At 35.4% G+C, this 22,059-nt stretch carries 19 protein-coding genes and 2 pseudogenes; 9 read left to right on the forward strand and 12 right to left on the reverse strand.

All coding sequences use genetic code 11. The annotated features are described in order from the left end of the window. Window positions 1-51: 51 nt before the first annotated feature. The 3 genes from P5P87_RS03100 to P5P87_RS03110 all read right to left on the reverse strand — a co-directional run bounded on the left by P5P87_RS03100 (window position 52) and on the right by P5P87_RS03110 (window position 1,345). A complete protein-coding gene (locus tag P5P87_RS03100; RefSeq protein ID WP_278021537.1) occupies window positions 52-540 on the reverse strand; it encodes a hypothetical protein in 489 nt (162 codons plus the stop codon). A 46-nt stretch (window positions 541-586) separates the two neighbouring features. Further along, on the reverse strand, window positions 587-901 hold the full coding sequence (locus P5P87_RS03105) for a hypothetical protein (RefSeq protein ID WP_278021538.1): 315 nt from the start codon (window positions 899-901) through the stop codon (window positions 587-589). A gap of 75 nt (window positions 902-976) precedes the next feature. Continuing rightward, window positions 977-1,345 (reverse strand): hypothetical protein, encoded by a 369-nt coding sequence (locus P5P87_RS03110; protein ID WP_278021539.1) that lies wholly within the window; start codon window positions 1,343-1,345, stop codon window positions 977-979. 127 nt (window positions 1,346-1,472) lie between these two features. Between P5P87_RS03110 and P5P87_RS03115 the strand changes: the two genes are divergently transcribed. The 8 genes and pseudogenes from P5P87_RS03115 to P5P87_RS03150 all read left to right on the forward strand — a co-directional run bounded on the left by P5P87_RS03115 (window position 1,473) and on the right by P5P87_RS03150 (window position 8,093). Continuing rightward, window positions 1,473-1,949, forward strand: a complete 477-nt coding sequence (locus P5P87_RS03115; protein ID WP_278021540.1) for a c-type cytochrome — start codon at window positions 1,473-1,475, stop codon at window positions 1,947-1,949. A 32-nt stretch (window positions 1,950-1,981) separates the two neighbouring features. Continuing rightward, a pseudogene (gene nosZ, locus P5P87_RS03120) lies at window positions 1,982-3,956 on the forward strand (Sec-dependent nitrous-oxide reductase). 54 nt (window positions 3,957-4,010) lie between these two features. Then, a complete protein-coding gene (locus P5P87_RS03125; protein WP_278021541.1) occupies window positions 4,011-4,433 on the forward strand; it encodes a hypothetical protein in 423 nt (140 codons plus the stop codon). After that, entirely contained in the window at window positions 4,420-5,013 is a 594-nt protein-coding gene (locus P5P87_RS03130) for a nitrous oxide reductase accessory protein NosL (protein ID WP_278021542.1), read from the forward strand. The genes P5P87_RS03125 and P5P87_RS03130 overlap by 14 nt, the downstream gene beginning before the upstream one ends. A 28-nt stretch (window positions 5,014-5,041) precedes the next feature. Beyond that, entirely contained in the window at window positions 5,042-6,274 is a 1,233-nt protein-coding gene (locus tag P5P87_RS03135) for a nitrous oxide reductase family maturation protein NosD (RefSeq protein WP_198858078.1), read from the forward strand. Next, the gene (locus tag P5P87_RS03140; protein WP_278021543.1) at window positions 6,271-6,993 is read left to right on the forward strand and encodes an ABC transporter ATP-binding protein; all 723 of its coding nucleotides are present in this window, start codon (window positions 6,271-6,273) and stop codon (window positions 6,991-6,993) included. Before P5P87_RS03135 ends, P5P87_RS03140 begins: the two co-directional genes overlap by 4 nt. Beyond that, window positions 6,977-7,744 (forward strand): ABC transporter permease subunit, encoded by a 768-nt coding sequence (locus P5P87_RS03145; protein WP_278021544.1) that lies wholly within the window; start codon window positions 6,977-6,979, stop codon window positions 7,742-7,744. The genes P5P87_RS03140 and P5P87_RS03145 overlap by 17 nt, the downstream gene beginning before the upstream one ends. Window positions 7,745-7,775: 31 nt before the next feature. Further along, window positions 7,776-8,093 (forward strand): group III truncated hemoglobin, encoded by a 318-nt coding sequence (locus P5P87_RS03150; protein WP_278021545.1) that lies wholly within the window; start codon window positions 7,776-7,778, stop codon window positions 8,091-8,093. A 190-nt stretch (window positions 8,094-8,283) separates the two neighbouring features. Here P5P87_RS03150 and P5P87_RS03155 read toward each other — a convergent pair whose 3' ends face one another. From P5P87_RS03155 to P5P87_RS03175, 6 genes and pseudogenes are all read right to left on the reverse strand, one after another. Then, window positions 8,284-8,880 (reverse strand): Crp/Fnr family transcriptional regulator, encoded by a 597-nt coding sequence (locus P5P87_RS03155; RefSeq protein ID WP_278021546.1) that lies wholly within the window; start codon window positions 8,878-8,880, stop codon window positions 8,284-8,286. A gap of 249 nt (window positions 8,881-9,129) precedes the next feature. Next, a complete protein-coding gene (locus P5P87_RS03160; RefSeq protein WP_278021547.1) occupies window positions 9,130-10,443 on the reverse strand; it encodes an OmpA family protein in 1,314 nt (437 codons plus the stop codon). Between the two features lie 29 nt (window positions 10,444-10,472). Beyond that, on the reverse strand, window positions 10,473-11,834 hold the full coding sequence (locus tag P5P87_RS03165) for an MBG domain-containing protein (protein ID WP_278021548.1): 1,362 nt from the start codon (window positions 11,832-11,834) through the stop codon (window positions 10,473-10,475). Window positions 11,835-11,836: 2 nt separating this feature from the next. Then, entirely contained in the window at window positions 11,837-14,338 is a 2,502-nt protein-coding gene (locus tag P5P87_RS03170) for a beta strand repeat-containing protein (RefSeq protein ID WP_278021549.1), read from the reverse strand. A 78-nt stretch (window positions 14,339-14,416) separates the two neighbouring features. After that, window positions 14,417-14,977, reverse strand: a pseudogene (locus P5P87_RS26050) (SprB repeat-containing protein); the annotation flags it as partial. Between the two features lie 31 nt (window positions 14,978-15,008). Then, window positions 15,009-17,783, reverse strand: coding sequence for a beta strand repeat-containing protein (locus P5P87_RS03175; RefSeq protein ID WP_278021550.1), 2,775 nt, complete (start codon window positions 17,781-17,783; stop codon window positions 15,009-15,011). Between the two features lie 91 nt (window positions 17,784-17,874). Here P5P87_RS03175 and P5P87_RS03180 point away from each other — a divergent pair, with 91 nt between their 5' ends. Beyond that, window positions 17,875-18,882, forward strand: a complete 1,008-nt coding sequence (locus P5P87_RS03180) for an SAM-dependent methyltransferase (RefSeq protein WP_278021551.1) — start codon at window positions 17,875-17,877, stop codon at window positions 18,880-18,882. Window positions 18,883-18,900: 18 nt separating this feature from the next. Here P5P87_RS03180 and P5P87_RS03185 read toward each other — a convergent pair whose 3' ends face one another. The 3 genes from P5P87_RS03185 to P5P87_RS03195 all read right to left on the reverse strand — a co-directional run bounded on the left by P5P87_RS03185 (window position 18,901) and on the right by P5P87_RS03195 (window position 22,030). Further along, on the reverse strand, window positions 18,901-19,461 hold the full coding sequence (locus tag P5P87_RS03185) for a phage tail protein (protein WP_278021552.1): 561 nt from the start codon (window positions 19,459-19,461) through the stop codon (window positions 18,901-18,903). Window positions 19,462-19,674: 213 nt separating this feature from the next. Beyond that, window positions 19,675-20,235, reverse strand: coding sequence for a mechanosensitive ion channel family protein (locus P5P87_RS03190; protein WP_278021553.1), 561 nt, complete (start codon window positions 20,233-20,235; stop codon window positions 19,675-19,677). After that, complete coding sequence (locus P5P87_RS03195) at window positions 20,207-22,030, reverse strand: mechanosensitive ion channel protein MscS (protein ID WP_278021554.1); 1,824 nt, start codon at window positions 22,028-22,030, stop codon at window positions 20,207-20,209. Before P5P87_RS03195 ends, P5P87_RS03190 begins: the two co-directional genes overlap by 29 nt. Between the last annotated feature and the right edge of the window lie 29 nt (window positions 22,031-22,059).

Here is a 22,059-nt window from a genome sequence, read left to right on the forward strand (position 1 = left end):
TAATAGAAAGAGACAAATTGTGTTATGCCTCTTTCTTGTTATTTTTTAAGTTTAAAATTCAATCTCAAAATAAAGACTGCTTGATGGATTGTCTGTTGTAACAGGTTCTCCTTTGATAGTTTCGTTTTTGTCGTTAAGAACTTGAAGATTTATTTTCCAATATCCAGTCATGGTCAAAGAAAGTTTTCCTTTATAAAAACTATTAGTTTCAGATTGAAGCAAATCTGTATTGTTTGGAGAACCGTGATTCCCCATGCTCGGCATTCTTGGATCGATTTTAACTTTGAAATTGTTTACTGCCTCAAAATTCATCATATCCTTCATTTTGTAAATCCCTACTGTCATGTCGTTTATTGCCACTTTTGGAGAAGATGGTGCGATATAGGCAATTAGATAATTGCTTGCGTCGCTTCCTTTAAAAGAGCTTACAGTTCGTTTTGCCGATGCAGGAACATTTATTTTGTCTGCTGCAGTATAGGTAACATTATTAACGGTGTAATTAAAAGTGAGTTCCCAATATTCTGTTGCATTTTGTGCCATCTGAAAAATGATATCGCCTTCGTATAAAGTCTTTTTGTCTGATACTTTAGTAACAACTGATTTTGGACAAGAATGCTTGCATCATGCTCATGTGCATAAGCGGTGTCCATTCAAGTTTTGTATCTGTAATATAATTGTTGGTTTTCTTGTCTTTTATTCGAAGCGAAATATGATTATATCCTTGAACTAGAGAACCTGTTGATGAGTACAATTCTATAATATGAGTATCATTTGCGATTTCCTGTATTTTATGAAGTCCGCTTGTTTCATCAAGTGGAATTGAAGAAGAATCGTCGTCAGAAGAGCAAGAGAATGTGGTAATTGCTAAAAATAAAATGGCTGTGTATTTTAAAATTTTCATGAGATTTTAATTTAAATAATGATAATAAAAGGTCTGTCGAATGAATTCGATAGAAGGAAAAGAATGAAATAAAAATCAAATGAAAATCGGAGGGCGGAAGATATTGACGGCCTCTAAATGAGAATATAAGTTATTATAAAATGCATTTACTATAAAAGTAGAAGCTCTATTTTTTTCAAAAGAGAATACTGGGATTTGTACCATAAACAGAATCACAGTTTCTGCTGTTTCACTTTTCTTTTCGTTAGAAGCTGGAGTATCGTTTTTATAGCTTTTTGCCAGTTCTTTTTTCAAATGACATTTTCCGTTACAATGCAATTCTGGAGCATTTTTGTTTTCGCATAATTCAGTTGCGATGTAATGGTAGTTGACCACATAATCCAGAAATGGAAATGCTGGGCGAAATACCACTGCAAATAAAAATATGTAAACACAAAACTTCATTGCTTGTCGATTTTTGAGAATACGAAGGTATTATGAACTTTTTTTTGAGGATATGATTGCAATCATACTTTACTAAAAACAAGTTTTAGAATTTTGATCAAAAGTTTAACAAGTAAAAAACAAAGTAATGAACAAACTATTCTTATTAACAATGTTTGGTTTTATTCTGCTCACATCATGCGGGAAAGAAAAGTCAAACACCGATCAGGATTTTTCTACTCCAGCTGCAGCTGAGAAAACAGCTGATGCAGAATCTTACGATCCAAAAAGAGGTCTTGGTAAGTATGAAACAGTTGAATTAGGAGCTTCTTTGGATAAAGCATTAGCTGAAAAAGGACTTAAAACTGCTGAAGTAAAATGTACTTCCTGTCATAAACCAACAGACGAAAAATTAGTTGGTCCTGGATGGAAAGGGGTAACAAAAAGAAGAACTCCTCAATGGATCATGAATTTTATTACCAATCCAGATCCAATGATTGACAAAGATCCAGAATTGCAGGCACAATTAGAGCTATGCATGATTCGTATGCCTAATCAGGGATTAACAGAAGATGAAGCAAGATCTATTTTGGAATATATGCGCCAGAATGATGGAGTGAAATAATTAAAAGGAATCAAAATCAAAATAATAGCCTTATGAAAAATAAATTTTTAAAATCGATTTTCGTTGTTACGTTAGGGTGTGCTTTGTTTGTTTCGTGCAAACCGAAAGACTCTACAGACGCTGTTGAAGGCGATGCCGCCCAAAAAGTGTATGTGGCACCCGGAAAATATGATGAATTTTACAACTTTGTATCGGGCGGTTTTAGCGGTCAGGTCAGTGTTTACGGACTTCCGAGCGGAAGATTGTTAAGAGTAATGCCTGTATTTTCTGAAGATCCGCAAAGTGGTTATGGATACAGCGAAGAAACAAAACCAATGTTGAATACTTCACACGGTTATGTGCCTTGGGACGATCAGCATCACTTGGATTTATCGCAAACAAACGGAGAAGTTGATGGACGATGGATTTTCGCTAATGCGAACAATACGCCACGTATTGCACGTATTGACTTGAAAACGTTTAGGACTGCCGAAATTATTGAGCTTCCAAACTGTGCGGGTAATCACTCTTCACCATTTATTACTGAGAATACGGAATATGTGGTAGGAGCAAGCCGTTTTAGTGTGCCGCCAGATAATGATAATGGCGATGTACCTATTAATACGTACAAGAAAAACTTTAAAGGATATCTTAGTTTCGTAAAAATTGGTAAAGAAGGTCAATTGGATCTTTCTTTCCAAATCGTTGCTCCAGGTGTGAATTTTGATCTTAGCCACCCAGGAAAAAAAGAATCTCACGGATGGTTTTTCTTCTCTTGCTATAATACAGAACAAGCCAATACCTTATTGGAAGTTAATGCTTCTAAAAATGATAAGGATTTTATCATGGCGGTAAACTGGAAAAAAGCAGAAGAATATATTAAAGCTGGAAAAGGAAAACGAATTCCTGCAAAATATGCCCATAATACTTGGGATGAAAAAACTCAAAGTGCTAAATCTGTAATCATGAATGAGGTTTTAACTCTAGATGCTTCTGAGTTGAAAGATATCTGTTATATGATTCCTTGTCCGAAATCGCCTCACGGCTGTGATATAGATCCAACAGGAGAATATATTATCGGAAGTGGAAAATTGGCGACTTTGATTCCAGTGTTTAGTTTCACAAAATTAAAAGATGCAATTGCTAAAAAACAATTCGATGGTTCTTATGCAGGAATTCCAGTTGTAAAATATGAAGCGACACTTTATGGTGAAGTTCAAAAACCTGGTTTAGGACCTCTGCATACAGAATTTGACGGAAAAGGAAATGCTTATACTACAATGTTCGTTTCATCTGAGGTTGTAAAATGGAACATCAAAGACTTAAAAGTTTTAGACAGAAAAGCAACTTATTATTCTCCTGGACACTTAATGGTTCCTGGTGGAAATACAGAAAAACCATTTGGAAAATACATGGTGGTTTACAACAAAATTACCAAAGATCGTTTCTTGCCAACTGGACCAGAATTAGCTCAAAGTGCACAGTTGTTTGATATTAGCGGAGATAAAATGAAATTGCTTTTGGATTTCCCAACTATTGGAGAACCACACTACGCACAAGGTATTCCAGCAGATAAAGTTAGAAATAACGGACAGCTGAAATATTATGATATTGCTTGCCAACAAACATCCTTTTGCAACTAAAGGGGAAAAAGAATCTAAAGTGGTTCGAGAAGGCAATAAGGTACATATTTATATGACTTGTATTCGTTCGCACTTTGCACCAGATAATATCGAAGGAATTCGCGTTGGAGACGAAGTGTATTTTCATGTTACCAATCTTGAGCAAGACTGGGATGTTCCTCACGGATTTGCTATCAAAGGAGCAAACAACGCCGAATTGCTAATCATGCCAGGAGAAACCTTAACATTAAAATGGGTTCCTGAGAAAAAAGGAATATTCCCATTCTATTGTACAGACTTCTGCAGTGCATTGCACCAAGAAATGCAAGGTTATGTGCGAGTTTCGCCAGCAGGAAGCAACGTTCCGATTACTTATAGTGTAGGTACCAATTTACCAAAAGAATAGTCAGTAACCATAAGGGAACAAAGTATTCTTTGTTCCCTTTTATTTTGAATTATTATGAAAAATAAAAAACTATCCCCTTTTTCTAAAGTTATGCTGTTTTTATCAGGGCTTTTATTAATTGGAGCTGTATTTTTTCCTATTTGGAAAATTGAACTTACGGCACCCCAATATCCTGAAGGTTTGGTATTAAAACTTCATGCTTCTAAGATTGCAGGCGATATTGATATTATAAACGGATTGAATCATTACATTGGAATGAAAACTTTGCATACAGAAGATTTTATTGAGTTTAAAGTGCTACCGTTTATTCTTGCAGGATTAGGAATTGTTTCAATTGCTTGTGCATGGAAATCAAATAGAAAAGGACTCTCCGTATTCTTCTTTTCTTTTGTGCTGTTTGGAATATTATCTGCTTGCGATTTCTACAGATGGAATTATGAATATGGACATAATCTAGATCCGAATGCTTGCTATTAGAGTTCCCGGAATGGCTTATCAGCCACCAATGCTTGGATACAAACAATTATTAAATTTTGGCGCTTATTCAATTCCGGATATTGGAGGATGGATGCTAATTGTAGTTGGAGCTTTGCTATTTGCCGCTATTATAAAGGAAAAATATACTAAACCATCTGGTCGGCTCTTGGGCATTTTGCTGGTTCCTGCTTTTCTTTTTTCATGTTCTGGAGACAAAGCTGTTCCTATTAAATTAAATGCAGATAACTGTGATTTCTGTATGATGGGAATTAGTGACGGAAGACATGGAGCCGAAATTATTACAGAAAAAGGAAGGGCATACAAGTTTGATGATATTGCTTGTATGGCACATTATTGTAAAGAGCATAAAGACACCAAAATAAAAGCATATTATGTACACGATTATGCCAAAAATAATGAATTAATAAAGGCAGAAAACGCTTTTTTTGTTTCAGGTGGCACGATAAAAAGTCCAATGAACGGAAATATTGCTGCTTTTTCTAATAAGAGTGAGGCAAAAGCTTTTGAAGCAGAATCAAAAGGAGTTGAAACAGAATGGACTGCAATTTTGAATAAATAAAATGCCATCTTAATTAAAATATTGAATCATGAAATTTCATTTTTGCCTTTCATTCCTATTGTTTTTTAATTGTCTCTGGTCTCAAAAGATTGAAGTAGGTTCAGATAAGTCAGTTAAAACAATTAAAAAGGCAATAGAACTTGCCAAATCTGGTGACACCATTATAGTCAATAAAGGCATTTATCGAGAAGGCAATATTATTATAGATAAAAAATTGATTCTACAAGGAAAAGGCTTGCCAGTTCTGGATGGACAGCAAAAATATGAAGTAGTTTCGATAAAAGCCGACAGCGTAGTTTTCTCTGGGTTTAAAGTTATCAATTCAGGATATGCTTCTCTTAATGATCCTTGTGGAATTAAAATATATGATAAAATCGGAGTTGTCGTAAAAGACAATGTTCTAGATAATAATTTTTTCGGAATTTATGTTCAGAAAGGATCAAACTGCATCGTAAAAAACAATACCATAAAAGCTTATCAAAAAGAAGAACAGCGTATTGGCAATGGCATTCATTGCTGGAAAAGCGATAGTATGCAGATTATAGGAAATAGAATTTCGGGTCATCGTGACGGAATTTATTTTGAGTTTGTTTCTAATTCTGTCATTTGGCGAAATGTATCTAAAGCCAACATTCGTTACGGATTACACTTTATGTTCTCTAATGATGATTCTTATATAGGCAATGTTTTTAAAAATAATGGAGCAGGAGTGGCGGTTATGTTTACCAAAAATGTAAAAATGTTCAACAATTATTTTGAAGAGAACTGGGGCGACGCTGCTTATGGTTTACTGCTCAAAGAAATTTCGGATAGCTATATTGTTGGAAATAAATTTATCCGCAATACTTCTGGAATTTATATGGAAGGAACAAGCCGTGTAAAATTGGAAAAGAACATTTTTAAAGACAATGGCTGGGGAATGAAAGTACAGGCAAGCTGTATGGATAATGTGGTTTCGTTTAATAATTTTCTTTCCAATACTTTCGATATCAGTACTAACGGAAGCCTTGTTCTAAATCATTTCAATAATAATTATTGGGATAAATATGAAGGCTACGATTTAAATCGGGACGGGATTGGCGATGTGCCTTTTCATCCGCTGAGTCTTTTTGCTGTTATTACAGAAAACAATCCTTCGGCTATGCTTTTGTTCCGAAGTTTTATGATTACGCTTTTGGATAAATCAGAAAAAATCCTTCCGAGCATAACACCCGACAATTTTGTAGATGAATCTCCCGAAATGAAATCTCTTGTATTATGATTACTTTAAAAAATATAAATAAAAAATTTGGAAGACTGCAGGTTTTGCAAGATGTGAACCTTGAGTTTAAAGCAGGAGAATGCATTGCGCTTATTGGTCCAAACGGCTGTGGAAAAACAACTTTGATAAAATCGATCTTAGGAATGGTATTGCCTGATAGTGGTGATATTTTACTTCATGAAGAATCGATCTTAAAGAAATTTGAATATCGAAATACTATTGGGTACATGCCACAAATTGGCCGTTATCCTGATAATATGACCATTTCTCAGATTATAGAAATGATCAAGCAGATTCGAAATTCGAAGAAGGAATTGGATGAAGATTTGATAAAAGCTTTCAAATTGGATAAAATGAGCGACAAACAAATGAGGACACTTTCTGGCGGAACAACACAAAAAGTAAGTGCAACATTGGCTTTCCTTTTTAATCCTGATGTTTTAATTCTAGACGAACCAACCGCAGGCCTTGATCCGTTGGCGGCTGAAATCTTGAAGGAGAAAATCATTAAAGAGAAAAGCAAAGGAAAACTAATCTTGATCACTTCGCATTTATTGAGTGAATTAGATGATATGATTACTCAAATCATTTTTATGCAAGACGGAAAAGTACATTTTCATAAAACGATTAAAGATCTTTTGGAATCAACCGGAGAAAACAAAATTTCAAAATCTATTGCGACAATATTAAAAGAAAAACAGCATGAACAGAATAATTAAAATTGTCTTATTGGATATTCTTAAAAATAAGATTGTTGTGAGTTATGCTCTAATTCTAGCGTTGCTTTCTTGGGGATCTTTTATGCTTGAAGACAATACAGCCAAAGGTTTACTGACTATTTTGAATGTTATTTTATTTACCGTTCCGTTGGTATCTATTCTTTTTTCAACTATTTATATTTACAATAGTTCAGAATTTATAGAGCTTTTGCTGAGTCAGCCTATCAAAAGAAAGAAAATCTGGATTAGTTTGTTTACAGGACTTTCTATTGCAATGCTTTTGGCTTTTTTTCTTGGAGCAGGAATTCCTCTTTTGGTAAATGCGCCAGGAATGGCAGGATTGATGATGGTTCTGTCTGGAAGTTTAATTTCTGTTGTTTTTGTGTCACTGGCTTTTTTGAGCTGTATTTTAACTCGAGATAAAGCAAAAGGAATAGGTTTGGCCATTTTATTTTGGATGTATTTTGCTATATTATTTGATGCGCTGGTATTGTTCTTATTGTTTCAGTTTGTAGAATATCCAATTGAAGAAGCTATGGTAGGAATTACAGCTTCTAGTCCGATTGATTTGGCCAGAATACAAATATTACTGCACTTAGATCAATCTGCTATGATGGGTTATACAGGTGCTATTTTTAAAGATTTTTTCGGAACAACTATCGGGTTGCTGATTTCTTTTTTACTGCTTGTTTTGTGGATAGCAGTTCCGTTTTTAATTTCGGTTAGAAAATTTGTCCGTAAGGATCTTTAATTTTTTATTATTTATTCAGAACAAAAGAAATATGAAAACAGATATTAAAAATAAAGATGATATAATTGTATTGGTAGATGCTTTTTACTTGAAAGTAAAATCAGATTCAACAATTGGGTATTTGTTTACAGAAGTGGCTATGGTCAATTGGCAGAAACACTTGCCGATTATGTACGATTTTTGGGATAATATTCTTTTTCATACTGGGAATTTTGAAGGCAACCCGATGCTGAAACATCGAATGTTAGATCAAAAAGTAGACTTGCAGAAACTCATTTTAAACATTGGACAAAGCTTTGGAAAAAAACAGTCGATGATTTGTTTGAAGGAGAAAATGCTGATGAGATAAAAGTGCGGGCAGAGAATATTTCAAAATTAATGATGAATAAAGTCATTTCTTAATACAAAAACGGGAACTAAAAAAGTTCCCGTTTTTATTTTTAAAGCTATTAGAACTGAATTAATAATTTCTTTTAACCTTTTACAAAAGAAGAAAAAACCGTGTTGGTTTGGTATGATTCAAATCATAAGACAGGAAATTAGTAAAACAATTTATGATCTATAATTTCAATTTTTTTGTTTTTACTCATAAGTGACAATGTGCGTATTACGGTTTCTACCCGCAGTCCTGTAAAGTCAGCAATTTCTTGTCTTGTGTATGGAATTTTCATTTTTATTGATGTGGCTACGTTATTTTGTTTTTTTAGATTATCTAAAAAATATTGAATGCGATATTCTGGTTTATGATTGACTATATTTTTAGAAAAGACAATTTTGTTATAGATTTTCCATGCAAATAGCTTGAGTATCCTAAATTGTATTTCTGGATTTTCTTCGAGAAAAGAAAAAAAGCTGTTTTTGGATAATTTTAAAATGATACAATCTGTTTGCGCAATTGCTGTAGCAGGGTAGGGTTGTCCGATAAAAAGTGGCGGTTCGCCAAAACTATTTCCTTCATTAAAAATACCAACCGTCAGATCTTTGCCATCTTCGTTGGTATAACTCATTTTTACTGTTCCTTCTAAAATTTGAAAATAAGAGAGAGCAACATCATTTTCAAAAAAAATAATTGAGTTTTTAGGAACTTTTTTAGCCACAGCTCCCCAAGTATAAAGCAAATCAGTATCAATGTGCATGATAAAACAATTATTGCATTTTGAAAAATTGGTTAAGTATTTGGTTTTGTTTTTATTAAGGCAAATAAAAGTATTAAAGAGGAAAGGAAATATGATAAATGTTAGCTTTTGAATTATTTTTTCGAATCAAAATATATTCTAATGAAATTTTGAAATAAAAGTATGATAAGGGAAAATTTATAAAAAGATAAAGCATGATGAAGAGTTAAACTCTTGCATCATGCTTTATACAATTGTGGATTAAAAAAATTATTTTGCGTCTATCAGAGTAAGTGAAACTCTTCTGTTTAGAGGTCTATTCTCTACTGGAATATTTGGAACTAAAGGTTCGCTTTCACCTTTTGAAAATAAATGCATACGATTAGATTCAATTCCTTTATTCTGTAAATAATCGGAAACTGCCTGAGCTCTTTTCATTCCAATTTCAAGATTGCGTTCTTCAGTTCCTATATCGCAAGTATATCCTGTAATATTAAGATCTGTATCTTTATTTGATTTTAGAATTTTAGCAATTTCGTCTAATCTTGTAGCCAATTCAGGCGTTACATTAGTGTTGCCAACTTCTTGGAAAGCAAGAGGTTTTTCAACATATGTGCGTTCAGTTGGTGTAAGTTCTTTTTTTGCTGGTGGAGCTTCAACAACTTTCTGCTGTACAGGAGCCGCTTCTTGAACAGGAGCTTCTGTCTTGGTCACGATTTCTTCTTTTGGCGGTACAGGTTCTGGTTTGTTTTTAGTTAGCATAAAACCTAATTTCAGTTGAATACCTGCAGAGAAGTAACGGCTTTCTTGAACAATTTTTCTATTGCCGCTTGTACCATTTGCCTGAATATTATCAATCCCGTTTGGACTGTAAGCAACTATATTAACATCTGGATTTTCTTTTGCCATTTCTGTTAAACCGTAATCTAGATATATGCCAGTATAAAGTTGCGTTTTTTCTTTTAGTTTGAAAGTAAGACCAGTTTCTACACTTAAAAGAAAAGAAGGATCTAAGTTTACTGTTGTTTTATCTTGCCAATTGGTTACTTTACCAAATCCGTGAGAAGGCAAATCATCAATCAAGAGATTTATGTCAGGATAATAACCGCTCAATTGCAACTCAGATGCTGATGCTTTTGCTGTTTGTTTTCCTGGAAAAAGAATTTTTCCTCCAACTCCAAAATACAGTTGTGTCTGAGGCGCAATTGATGTTCTATATTGCATCATAAGTGGAACTGCAATAGAAATGAAGTGTTGATCTTCTTTATAGTTTGTCGGAGTAACTTGATACTCAAATGCAGAAGTTTGGTCATCGATTTCATAGGTTGAGATTGTAGTTCCGTTATGCAATTCAAAACTGTTCTGATTGTACATTGCATCAATTCCCGTCATTATTCCCCAGTGGCTGCTGAAGAAATAGGTGTAACCGACACCTATTCCTCCGCCAAATTTTAGTTTGCCATCTCCAAGAGTGCTATCATAAAGGATTCCTGATGGACCTCCATTAATCTTGACATTAATTTCCTGTGCTTTTATAGTGACAGTAAACAGTAGAAGTATGGCTATCGTGGTTTTAATTTTCATCGCTTGTAATTTTAAATTAAATCTCATTTTTATTTAACCAATAAGTTGATTGTTTTTAATTGACCATCAGCCAATTTAAGAACAACAATATATAGTGCAACTTGTGATGGAGCGGTTATTTCATTTTTGGCTTTTACATTTGAAATAGTCTGCACTAATTTACCTGTAATGTCATAAATCACCACTTCAGATCCACTTAATTGAGAATCACTAAAATCACATTCTAAAGTAAATTGAGCTCCCGGTTTAACTGGGTTTGGATAGATTTTTATCTTTTTGGTAAAAATTGTTCCAGTAGTCTCAATTGGACAAGATTTAATTGAATTTCCGTTTTTGTCTTTTGCAATTACATAATACGTACCGTTTAAAGGCAGAACCTCGCTATAATACTGACGTGTTGCACCAGAAACAGCTGTTCCGTTTTTATACCACTGCCAAGCCACAAAATTATTCGATTTGTTATCAAAGAATAGCACATTTGCCCATTGCTGTACAACGAGTCCAGATTGGCTTATTTCTATTGGTTTAACAACGGCTGTAGCTCCATTATGATTCTGATCTCCATTTTGCGTTGCAGTAATGGTTGAATTTCCTGAACCTGTAATATTTAAAGTTGATCCAGAAATTGTTCCTAAAGCTGTATTTGCAATGGTATAAGAAATTGGTAATCCGCTATCTGCTGTTGCAGTTAAGGTTACGATATCAGAATCTAAACATCCAAATTCTAAAGTTTGGTTCCAAGTGATAGTTTGGTTAGCTTTAGTAATTTCAAATTCTGCACCAGTAAACTCAATTATATAATCAGCACCAGCACTAATTGATCCTAGCTTAATGTTATATTTTCCAACATTTTCGCCAGCATCTCTTGAAAGAAGACCTGTAAGTATTGAGTTTGTATCTCCGTTTGCAAAACCTAAAGCCGTGTAATTGAATACCGGATCGGCTGTACCATAAACTTTGGTATGTCCTGCTTCTGCATTTATAGTAAGCGTATATTTTTCTGTTGTAAAACTTACTTCATTTCCATAATTAACAAAACCGTTACTGTTTACAGCATAAGTTCTAACATAATAAGTTCTATTTCCTCTAAGACCTGATAAAGAGTTTGTAAATGTTCCTAATGCAGCAGTCACACTAATTTTAGTATCGGCTATAGTAGGAGAGGCATGTTGTGCATATACAAAACCAACTTCTGTTAAACATTCTCCCTTGTCAGTATCTAATCCGTCAGAAGATGCAGTACCAGATAATGAAGCACCAGTTTGCGTTATTCCTGTAATAGTTGCAGTATTTAAATTAACTGGATTAGCTGGCTGAGTTATTTCGACAGTTATAGAAACGGAACAAGAATTAGCATCTGTAGCCGTTACCGTATAAATTCCTGCGAGCAAGGTCAGTTGCAGTTGCTTGCATTTCCTCCAGATGGAGACCAAGCATAAGAATAAGTGCCTGTACCGCCTGTTACGCTAACTGTAGCCGAGCCATTATTTCCGTTATGGCAAGATACTGCTACAGCATTTGCTGTTAAGGTTAAAGCGTCTGGTTCTGTAATTGTTATGATATTTGTCGCAGAACATGAATTTTCGTCTGTAACAGTTACTGTATAAGTTCCTGCACTAAGGCCAGTTGCAGTTGCTGTATTTCCTCCAGATGGAGACCAAGCATAAGAATAAGTGCCTGTACCGCCTGTTACACTAACTGTAGCCGATCCGTCGCTTCCGTTATGGCAAGATACCGATGCTGCATTTGTAGTTAAGGTTAAAGCGTCTGGTTCTGTAATTGTTATGGTATTTGTTATAGAGCATGAATTTTCATCTGTAATAGTTACTGTATAAGTTCCAGCTGTAAGACCAGTTGCTGTCGCAGCAGTTCCGCCAGAAGGCGCCCATAAATAGCTATAATTGCCTGTTCCGCCAGTTGCAACTACAGATGCAGTACCATTATTGCCTCCGTTACAAGAAACATTGGTATGTGAATCTGATGCAGAAAGTACAGATGGCTCTGAAATTATTACTGATTCTGTTACTGAACATCCGTTTGCATCGGTCACAGTAACACTATAAGTATTTGGACTTAATCCTGTAGCTGTTGCCGCAGTTCCTCCAGATGGAGACCAAGAGTATGTATAAGTTCCAGTTCCTCCAGAAGGAGTTACAGTTGCTGTTCCATTATTTGCTTGATTGCATAAAACATCTGTTTTGGCTATTGTCGCTGTAAGAGCAGGCGGTTCATTAATGGTTACCATTGCTGTTGCAGAACAAGAATTAGCATCTGTAACAGTTACCGTATAAGTTCCTGCAGTAAGACCAGTTGCTGTTGTTGCATTTCCTCCAGATGGAGACCAAGCATAAGAATAAGTGCCTGTACCGCCTGCTACGCTAACTGTAGCCGATCCGTCGCTTCCGTTATAGCAAGATACCGCTACGGCATTTGGTGTTAAGGTTAAAGCATCTGGTTCTGTAATTGTTATGGTATTTGTTGTAGAGCATGAATTTTCATCTGTAACAGTTACTGTATAAGTTCCAGCTGTAAGGCCAGTTGCTGTCGCAGCAGTTCCGCCAGAAGGCGCCCATAAATAGCTATAATTGCCTGTTCCTCCAGTTGCCACTACAGATGCAGTACCATTATTGCCTCCGTTACAAGAAACATTGGTATGCGAATCTGATGCAGAAAGTACAGATGGCTCTGAAATTATTACTGACTGTGTTACAAAACATCCATTTGCATCGGTAACAGTAACAGAGTAAGTATTTGGACTTAGTCCTGTTGCTGTTGCGGCAGTTCCTCCCGATGGTGACCAAGAGTATGTATAAGTTCCAGTTCCTCCAGTAGGAATTACCGTTGCTGTTCCGTTATTTGCTTGATTACATAAAACATCTGTCTTGGCTATTGTTGCGCTAAGAATAGGCGGTTCATTAATGGTTACCGTTGCTGTTGCTTCACATAAGTTAGCATCTGTAACAGTAACAGTGTAGGTTCCTGCAGATAATCCGCTGGCAGTTGCATTAGTTCCTCCTGATGGTGACCAAGAATACGTATAAAGTCCAGTTCCTCCAGTTACATTTACTGTTGCAGATCCATTTGAACCTCCATTACAAGAAACATCTGTTTGAGATATTGATGGAATAAGTGCATCAGGTTGTGTTATAGTGAAACTTTGTGTTTTTTCACAGTAGTTTGCATCAGTAACTGTTACGGTATAAGTTCCAGCAGAAAGCCCTGTTGCGGTTGCACCATTTCCTCCAGAAGGAGCCCAAGCATAGGTATAGGCGCCAGTTCCACCATTTGCGATTACAGAAGCAGATCCGTTTGCTCCGCTGTGACAGCTAACATTTGTTTGTGATGGATTTATATTAATTGCTGTAGGTTCAGTAATTGTAAAATTTTTGATAATAGAACATCCATTTGAAGAAGTGATGGTCACGGAATAGTTTCCTGCACTAAGATTCACTGCTGTTTCAGTATTAGTGACAGAAGGCGACCAAACATAAGTAAATGGACCCGGAGCTCCAGATGGAGTTACAGAAGCGCTTCCAGTTGATGAGCCATTGCATAAAACATCGACTTGAGATGTAGTAGCAACAAGGGTGTTAGTTGTTCCAATTGTGAAGTTTCGCGTTAAAGTACATCCATTACCATCTGTTACTAAAACGCTGTGTGTTCCTGCGACTAATCCGATTGCTATTTGTGTCGTAGCTCCAGATGGTGACCATAGATAACTATAAGGAAGAACACCGCCGCTTACATTTACAGACGCTTCCCCACCTGTTGAACAAGTTGCATTTACTTGAGAAGTTGTAGCGTTTAATGCATAAGTTGGCTCAGAGATATTGAAGGATTTTGTAATTGTGCAATTATTCTGATCTCTAATTGTACAAGTATAGGCACCTGCCATTAATCCAGTAGCGGTCGCCGCTGTTCCTCCCGAAGGAAGCCATTGATAAGTATAGTTACTACCAGTCCCACCAGATGCAATAACTGTTGCCGTACCTGTTGCAGAACCATTGCATAAAACATCTGTTTGTGATTGTGTTGCCGTTAAGGCAAATGGTTGCTCAATATTATAGCTTTGTGTAGCCTGACAGTTATTTGCATCTGTAACTGTAATCGTGTAAGTACCAGCTGTAAGACCAGTTGCTGTTGCGCCAGTTCCTCCAATAGGAGACCAAGAGTAAGTATATGTTCCGACTCCTCCAGTTACAGATGCCGTAGCAGTTCCGTTTGAGCCTCCATTGCAAGAAACATCGGTTTGGCTAGGAGTTATTGATAGAATAGACGGTTGAGATATAGTAAAGTTTCTAGTTGCTGTACAAGCATTAGCGTCTGTTACTGTTACCGTATAAGTACCAGCAGAAAGACCTGTCGCTGTAGCGGTATTTTGAACAGGAGTTGTATTCCAAGAATAAGAATAAGTCCCACTTCCTGTTCCTCCTGATGCTATAACCGTCGCTGTTCCATTACCGCCTCCATAACAAGAAGTATTGTTTATAGTGCCCTCTGCGGTTGTAAGTGCCGCTGCGGGCTCTGTAAGTATAAATTCTTGGGTAGTTTGGCAATCATTAGCATCAGTAACAGTTACGGTGTAAGTTCCAGCAGACTAGTCCTGTTGCTGTAGCCTCAGTTCCTCCAGAAGGAGCCCAAGAGTAAGTATAGTCTCCTCCTCCTCCCGCAGCAGTAACAGTTGCAGATCCAGTTGTAGATCCATGACATAAAATATTTGTTTGGCCAGATGGTGTTGCAGTTAAAGCCTGTAATGGTTCTGTAATCGTAAATGAGTGGGTCGCTTGGCAATTATTAGCATCAGTAACGGTTGCGATGTAAGTTCCGGCAGTTAGCCCTGTTGCTGTTGCAGTATTTCCTCCAGTTGGTGACCAAGAGTAAGTATAAGTTCCAATTCCAGTTCCTCCTGTTGCAGAAACAGTTGCAGTTCCTGTAGCATATCCGTAGCATAAAATATTGGTTTGACCAGCTGAAGTTGCAATTACCTCTGTTGGCTGACCAACTACTATATTGCTTACTGTTGCGGTGCAACCATTACCATCTGTAATCGTAACAGCATAAGTACCAGCACTAAGCCCAGTTCTGTCTTCAGTAGATGCGCCACCAACCCAGTTGAAAGTATAAGGTGGCTGACCTCCAGTTGGAGTAAGGTTAATGGTTCCATTTGATCCTCCAAAACAAGTAGTATTGGTTGGTATTGCAGTACCTCCAAGCGGAGAACTAGGCTGACTAACTGTAAAAGAAGACAATGTTCTTGAGCATAAATTAGAATCAGTTATTGTAACGGTGTACGTGCCTTCGATAAGTCCTGTTCGATCTTCAGTAGTCGGCCCATCACTCCAAGAGTAGGTATAAGGACCAACACCACCGCTAGGAGTCAAGTTTATTGCTCCTGTATTTCCTCCATGGCAGGCAATATGAGTTACAGTTGCGTTCGCAGTAATTAAAGAAGATTGACCTACAGTAATGTTACTAATGTTTACTTGGCATGAATTAGAATCTGTAATAGTAACAGCATAAGTACCGGCTGTAAGTCCTGTTCTATCTTCTGTTGTAGTTACTCCATCATTCCATAAGAAAGTATAGGGTCCAGTCCCTCCAGTTGGGGTAAGATTTATGGCTCCAGTATTGCCTCCGTTGCAAGCTATATTGGTTACAACTGTTGATCCGCCAAGTGCTGCTGAAGGTTGGCCCACCACTATGTTGCTGATAGTCTGACTGCAACCGTTAGAGTCGGTAATAGTAACAGAATAGGTGCCTGCTTGAAGTAACGTTCTATCTTGAGTTGTTATTCCGCCTCCCCAATTATAAGTGTATGTTCCACTGCCTCCTATAGGTGTTAAGTCTATGGCTCCATTATTTCCTCCGTTACAAGAAACGTTGGTAAGACTGATTTGTCCTGAGACAGCAGGGTTTACCGTTCCAGACAATGCCACATTTTTTGTTGTTATTCCCGTAGAAGAAATAGTTATATTTCCAGCTGGTGTTCCTGTAGCGGTTGCTGCTAGACGTACATATATGGTTCTATTTATATTACCTGAAGAAGGTGTTAATGATAAATTAGTAAAGTAAGGTCCGCCAGAAGTTGTCGATATCTCATATCCTGCTGGAGATGATAAATCTAGATTTGAAGTTAAGTGAGCAGCGTTCACTATAAAGCCTTCAAAAGGAGAGGCTGTACCAGTGCAAGTTGTAAATCCGCTTAAAGAGCTTACATTAGTAGAAGCTCCAGGAGATTCTAATATTGTAACAGCCTGTGTTATAGAACACCCTCCTAATCCGTTTGGAGTGCTGTCAGTAATAGTTAATATGTAATTTCCTGGAGCACGTCCAGATGTTGTAGCACTAGTACCGCCGCTAGGAGACCAGGAATAAAAATAAGGTGTAACACCTCCAGATACAGTAACTGTTGCAGAACCAGTGTTTAAGCCATAATCACTAGGTGTGTTAGCTGAAACAATAGAAGAAAGTGCTGTTGGAACTGTTAATGTAGCGACATTAGAATTTACAGATCCCGAACCTGTTGCCACACATCGATATTGGTAACCGTTCATACTTGACGTTGCTCCAGTAATAGATAGTGTTGCGCTACTTGTGCCAAAGTAAGTAGCGTTATCAGAAATATTTCCAAAGCCCCCACCAGTGTTAACTTGCCATTGATAACTTGTAGCATTAAGGGCATTAGCTGAAAAAGTAGTATTTGCCCCAGAACATATTGTCTTATTACTTGGGTTAGTGATAATTGATGGAGCTACAACACTGGTAAACGTAAAATTATCTATTGCAAAATAATCGTAGTTATTACTTAATTGAATCTCTAACTGATCTATAACTTCATTTGTATTATTAGAACCGCCTTCGGTTGCGAAGTTTACTTCTGTAAATCCATTTCCGGGCATATTATATCCTATATTTTCACCAGTAGTAGTACGCACAACGGTAAATACAGTTGATCCAGCTAATTTTCCTCTGAAAGTTATACTTCCTGGCAGTCCATTAAAACTTGCGTTCGGAAAAACTTCAGCAACTCCTGTTACATAAAGCCAAAGATTATTTACTTTAAAAGTACCAGATGCAGAAGTAATAGAGCCAGATTGTCCTAATACAACCTCTCCAGAAGGGTCAGCAACTTGTATAAAGCCTGGAGTTCCATTATAACCAAGACCACTCTGTGATGCCACCTTAAAGCCAAAATTGGAAGTAAGATTGAAGGTTTTTCCATTCGATGTAAAAGAAGGTAAATCTGGAGTTAAACTATCAAAAGTTTCAGTATATGTCTGCGCTGTCATATGCCCTAGGGCAAAAATGAGCAGGAATATTAATAGGTAAAGTTTTTTCATAATTTTCTGATATTTAATTATCTATTTAGTATCGTAACATTATCTTTTTAACTTATATTCAAACTTTAAAATATTTGGTAAAGTTTTTAATATGTATAAACAAGAACTCACGATTATTGTTAAATCTATCATAGCATCAAATACTGTAAACGAGCAGTTAGAAAGCGCTCAACAACTTTCACGTTTTTATAAAAAACTTATAAAGAATAGTCATCCAGATGACAATGAAATATTAGTAGATGGTGGTATTGCTTTATCTAGTTCTGGTGCAGCTGATTGTGTTGATGATTATATTCGAACCGTATCTTTTATAAAAGGAATTTACAAAGCTATGACTAAGTTTTTGGATGATCCTTTAGAAAAGAAAATTAATATAGTATATGCAGGCTGTGGACCATATGCAACATTAATTCTGCCTTTATTACCATTGTTCGATAAAGGGAGGATTAGCGCTATTTTAATTGATATTAATGCTTCTTCATTAGAATCAGTGCAAAATCTTATACCAGTAATTGGCCTTGAGGAATATGATCTTCAAATGATAGAAGCTAATGCAATTACATATAAAATTCCAAAAGACTTTAATGTAGACTTAGCTGTTTCAGAAACCATGCATTACGCTTTAACGAGTGAACCTCAAGTTGCCATTAGCAGAAATATAATTAAACAATTATCTTCCCAGGCTATATTTATTCCCCAAGAAATTAGAATTGATTTAGCTTATACGTTTTTTAATTATGAACCATATCTTAGAGTAGGGCAAAACGAAGTAAAGGGCTACAAAGAATCGCAGCCCTATCCTTATAAGGTATTTGTAGATAGATTATTTACAATAAACAAAGAACATTTTAACAGAGAAAATCATAATTTAAAAATAGAAAGCGCTTTTTACATGTTGCCTACTATCTTTGAAAATCATCCTGATATCTGCCTTTTTACCGAAATTACAATATTTGAAGATGTCGAATTAAAGACAGGAGAGTCTTATATTACAAATCCGTATTGCCTTGTGTCTATGTATGGCATAAAAGATTGTTCAGAGATTAAATTAACATATGATTTTTGTGATATACCGAAATGGTTCTATCATTTAAAATAATGATACTGTATTTTGGTTTTAATTTCTTGAAGGAAAAAGACCTGCAGTACAAATAATATAGTTTATAGCTAAATAAGGTTGCATATTATTTATCGGTATGTTACTACCAGTTGGAGCTGTTGTAACATTGCTGTTTAAATTTACATTAGGTGTCGCTGTTGCAAATCCTAATGTTGGTGTAAAGACTCTCGATACAAAAGAACCAGGGGTTGCAATTGAAGCACCATCTGCAGCAACAGAATTTGTCGAATTTCCACTGCTTACAGAAATTTTACCAGGTCCTGTATGCACGTGTGCTGGCAAATTAGATGTTAAAATACTTGTTGTTGGAGAACCTGCTACTTGACCAAGAGCATAGTAGTTTCCAAATCTATCTTGACCTTGTCCAATAGGTACTACTCCTTGCAAGTTCGGTAAAGCAAAACTTGTAATGCCATCTCCACCATAAGTAGTGCCTAAAAGTGAAAACAAAGCACTATTTTGTGCAATAGACAATAATTGCCCTGCACAATACATAAAGTTTCTTGGTGCGAAATTACCTGCGAAAATTTTGATTACTCCAAGGTATTCTTGTTCCATAATTTTTTAAGATTTAATAGTTAATGTTAGTTTTCGTAGTATTTTACTACAATGCTAAATTACTTTATAACAAAATCATGGATGCACGGGTTTATACGTGTTTTTAAGTAAAGTCTTATATTTTAACATATTACTATAAAAATATAGCAATATTTAAAATATTGTCTTAATAAAAAAGGCGATAAAATTAATTATCGCCTTTTCTGTTTTTTATTAACTTGAGAAAGTCAAACCTTTATTTTTGAAGCTGACATAAAGTTCTTGCCTCGCTGAACTTATCGTTTCTTCTGTTCTGTAAATACTGCACCAAAACTTGATTAAAAGTTTATACTTTCCATCAGAAATTGAACTGTAGTATATTTGTGATGGTTTTGAATTGTTTACTAAAGGAAGATTAGCAAGCGTTTCGGTTACGATTGTATTAATTTCTTCCGGAATTGTTTCTCCATTAATTTCAAAAGTGATTTCGACCAATTTAAAATTGTCAGTATACGTCCAATTGGTGATATTTTGAGATAATAAGTTACCATTCGGAATAATAATTTCAGCACCATTTGGAGCATTAATCTTAGTAGTACGAAGTCCCATCGATTTGATACGGCCAGATTCAGAACTAATTTCTACCACGTCGCCAACTTGAATTGGTTTGTCAAAAATTAAAATAATTCCCGATACAAAATTGTTTACCACATTCTGAAGTCCAAGTCCGACACCGACACCTAAAGCACCGAGAAGAATACTCAGCTTATCTAAAGGCATTCCAGAAGCAGACAACAGCAAGAAGATAACCGCTTATTAGAACAACCAATCGTGTAATAAGCAATTTAGAATGCTGTCTTTTATTAATATTTTCTTCGTTTTCGTCATCAATTTCTCCAAAGAAATAAGCAACATATTTTTGAAGCAAATGCGCGGCCCAAATAATAATAAAGAATAAAACAACGCTTCCTAAAGTAAACGTAATGCTTCCAATTGTATTAGGATGGCTTAATAACTTTCCTAATGAACCGCGAAGTGATTCCCAAATATTCAAATTTGAAGCAATTACAATTAGCCACATATAACTAATTACAATGATAAACGGTTTTTTCAAAGTGTCTGATAAACTTTCGTAATCAAACATTTTTTCAATTCCTCTTTTTACTCTAGTTGTATAAATTTGAAGTAAAATAATCTCTAAAATAATTTTCAAAAGAACACTTAAAGCAACAATTTGAGTAAGTGAAATAAAAGCCGTAATACTTAACATATTAGAAAGAGAAACCCTTCCAAATAAATTATATAAAATCGATAAAATATTTAGTCCAATAAAAATGATACTTGCCCATTTAAAAAAGCCTTTTATATAAAGTTCTTCTTTAAGTGTTTTTATTTGAACCAATCCGTAGCGAATACCTAAAACATTAATCGCTACAAAAGCAAAACGCTGTAATAATCCAATTGTAATAAACAAGTCCAAAAAGCAAAGCGCAAAGAATAATCCTAAAAGAAAAAGCCAATTTCTCATGGCAACTCCAGACCATTGATTTTTAAAAAGAAAGATTAAAACTCCTAAAAGGAAGAGCTGAATTAATTCTAAAAATAGAGCGGGAGCGTATAAATTGGTAACTACAGCAATATTTAATGCAATAACTAGAATTGGCAGTAAAACACCTCGGTTTAAATATTTGAAATTTAAAAGCTGTAGATTTTCGGCATAACCATTTGTGTTTAGATATTTAATATTTCGAGAAATATACCAAAACAAAAGTCCCATAAAGAAACACAGCGTAATAAGTCCGCCAGCTTTGTAGCCTAAATAATATGCGGATACATTTTCTTCAATTATAATTTTGGCTCCAATATTATGTTTTACTCTTTTCTTTGCAACAGAATCATTAATCTGCCATAAAGAAGGATATTCTTTATTGAAAATGCTAATTCCAGATTTTTCCAGTTTTCCTTCAACGGCAACTAAAGCATTAGAAACAGAAATTTTTCGTTGTACTGTAAGTCGTTTTTTGTTGTTTAAAGTAGTTTGGTTTTTAGTCATTAAACTATCAGTAGCGACATATCTTTTTCTAAGATCTCCAAATTCTTTCTTAAATTGTTTACGGCGAATAGTATCCTTTATTAAGGTAATTAAAGTTTTGTCTTTTCGAAGATCAATTACACGTTTTTTGATGTTTTCAAGATCCAGATTTTTAGCATTAATTGCCTTATTCTGTTCCTCCAGTTCTTGTTGAATTTCTTGTAGAACAATACGGTACATCTGCTGGTTTCGCACATTAGGATTAGCACCTTTCAAACTAGCCAAAATTAAGTCCAGTTTACTTTCTGTACGTTTCATTTCGCCAAAAAGATGACGCGTATCACCTGCAAAATCGATATCATTATAAGCAGATTCTAATACTTCTCCGGCTTTTTCAATTGCCATTAAGTAATCGCTATCTGTAGCCGTAGTGTCGTTAAATAATCTTCCGCGGCTTTCTTTTTTAACTGTTTTCTGTTGTTGTGCGTAGTTAAATTGAGAGAATAAAAGAAGTAAAAATAGAGAGAGAAAATAAAAAGTCTTTTTGTGAATAATCATAATTTAAGGGCTTGTTAATTGAGCCCAAA

It is taken from the genome of Flavobacterium ginsengisoli (assembly GCF_029625315.1).
Taxonomy (GTDB): domain Bacteria; phylum Bacteroidota; class Bacteroidia; order Flavobacteriales; family Flavobacteriaceae; genus Flavobacterium; species Flavobacterium ginsengisoli.

What these genes read in the sequence shown, in the direction of transcription:
- P5P87_RS03100 (WP_278021537.1), bottom strand. Translation starts at nt 540, where the DNA reads ATGGCACAAAATGCAACAGAATATTGGGAACTCACTTTTAATTACACC.
- P5P87_RS03105 (WP_278021538.1), bottom strand. Translation starts at nt 901, where the DNA reads ATGAAAATTTTAAAATACACAGCCATTTTATTTTTAGCAATTACCACA.
- P5P87_RS03110 (WP_278021539.1), bottom strand. Translation starts at nt 1,345, where the DNA reads ATGAAGTTTTGTGTTTACATATTTTTATTTGCAGTGGTATTTCGCCCA.
- P5P87_RS03115 (WP_278021540.1), top strand. Translation starts at nt 1,473, where the DNA reads ATGAACAAACTATTCTTATTAACAATGTTTGGTTTTATTCTGCTCACA.
- P5P87_RS03125 (WP_278021541.1), top strand. Translation starts at nt 4,011, where the DNA reads ATGAAAAATAAAAAACTATCCCCTTTTTCTAAAGTTATGCTGTTTTTA.
- P5P87_RS03130 (WP_278021542.1), top strand. Translation starts at nt 4,420, where the DNA reads ATGCTTGCTATTAGAGTTCCCGGAATGGCTTATCAGCCACCAATGCTT.
- P5P87_RS03135 (WP_198858078.1), top strand. Translation starts at nt 5,042, where the DNA reads ATGAAATTTCATTTTTGCCTTTCATTCCTATTGTTTTTTAATTGTCTC.
- P5P87_RS03140 (WP_278021543.1), top strand. Translation starts at nt 6,271, where the DNA reads ATGATTACTTTAAAAAATATAAATAAAAAATTTGGAAGACTGCAGGTT.
- P5P87_RS03145 (WP_278021544.1), top strand. Translation starts at nt 6,977, where the DNA reads ATGAACAGAATAATTAAAATTGTCTTATTGGATATTCTTAAAAATAAG.
- P5P87_RS03150 (WP_278021545.1), top strand. Translation starts at nt 7,776, where the DNA reads ATGAAAACAGATATTAAAAATAAAGATGATATAATTGTATTGGTAGAT.
- P5P87_RS03155 (WP_278021546.1), bottom strand. Translation starts at nt 8,880, where the DNA reads ATGCACATTGATACTGATTTGCTTTATACTTGGGGAGCTGTGGCTAAA.
- P5P87_RS03160 (WP_278021547.1), bottom strand. Translation starts at nt 10,443, where the DNA reads ATGAAAATTAAAACCACGATAGCCATACTTCTACTGTTTACTGTCACT.
- P5P87_RS03170 (WP_278021549.1), bottom strand. Translation starts at nt 14,338, where the DNA reads ATGGCAGGTGCCTATACTTGTACAATTAGAGATCAGAATAATTGCACA.
- P5P87_RS03175 (WP_278021550.1), bottom strand. Translation starts at nt 17,783, where the DNA reads ATGAAAAAACTTTACCTATTAATATTCCTGCTCATTTTTGCCCTAGGG.
- P5P87_RS03180 (WP_278021551.1), top strand. Translation starts at nt 17,875, where the DNA reads ATGTATAAACAAGAACTCACGATTATTGTTAAATCTATCATAGCATCA.
- P5P87_RS03185 (WP_278021552.1), bottom strand. Translation starts at nt 19,461, where the DNA reads ATGGAACAAGAATACCTTGGAGTAATCAAAATTTTCGCAGGTAATTTC.
- P5P87_RS03195 (WP_278021554.1), bottom strand. Translation starts at nt 22,030, where the DNA reads ATGATTATTCACAAAAAGACTTTTTATTTTCTCTCTCTATTTTTACTT.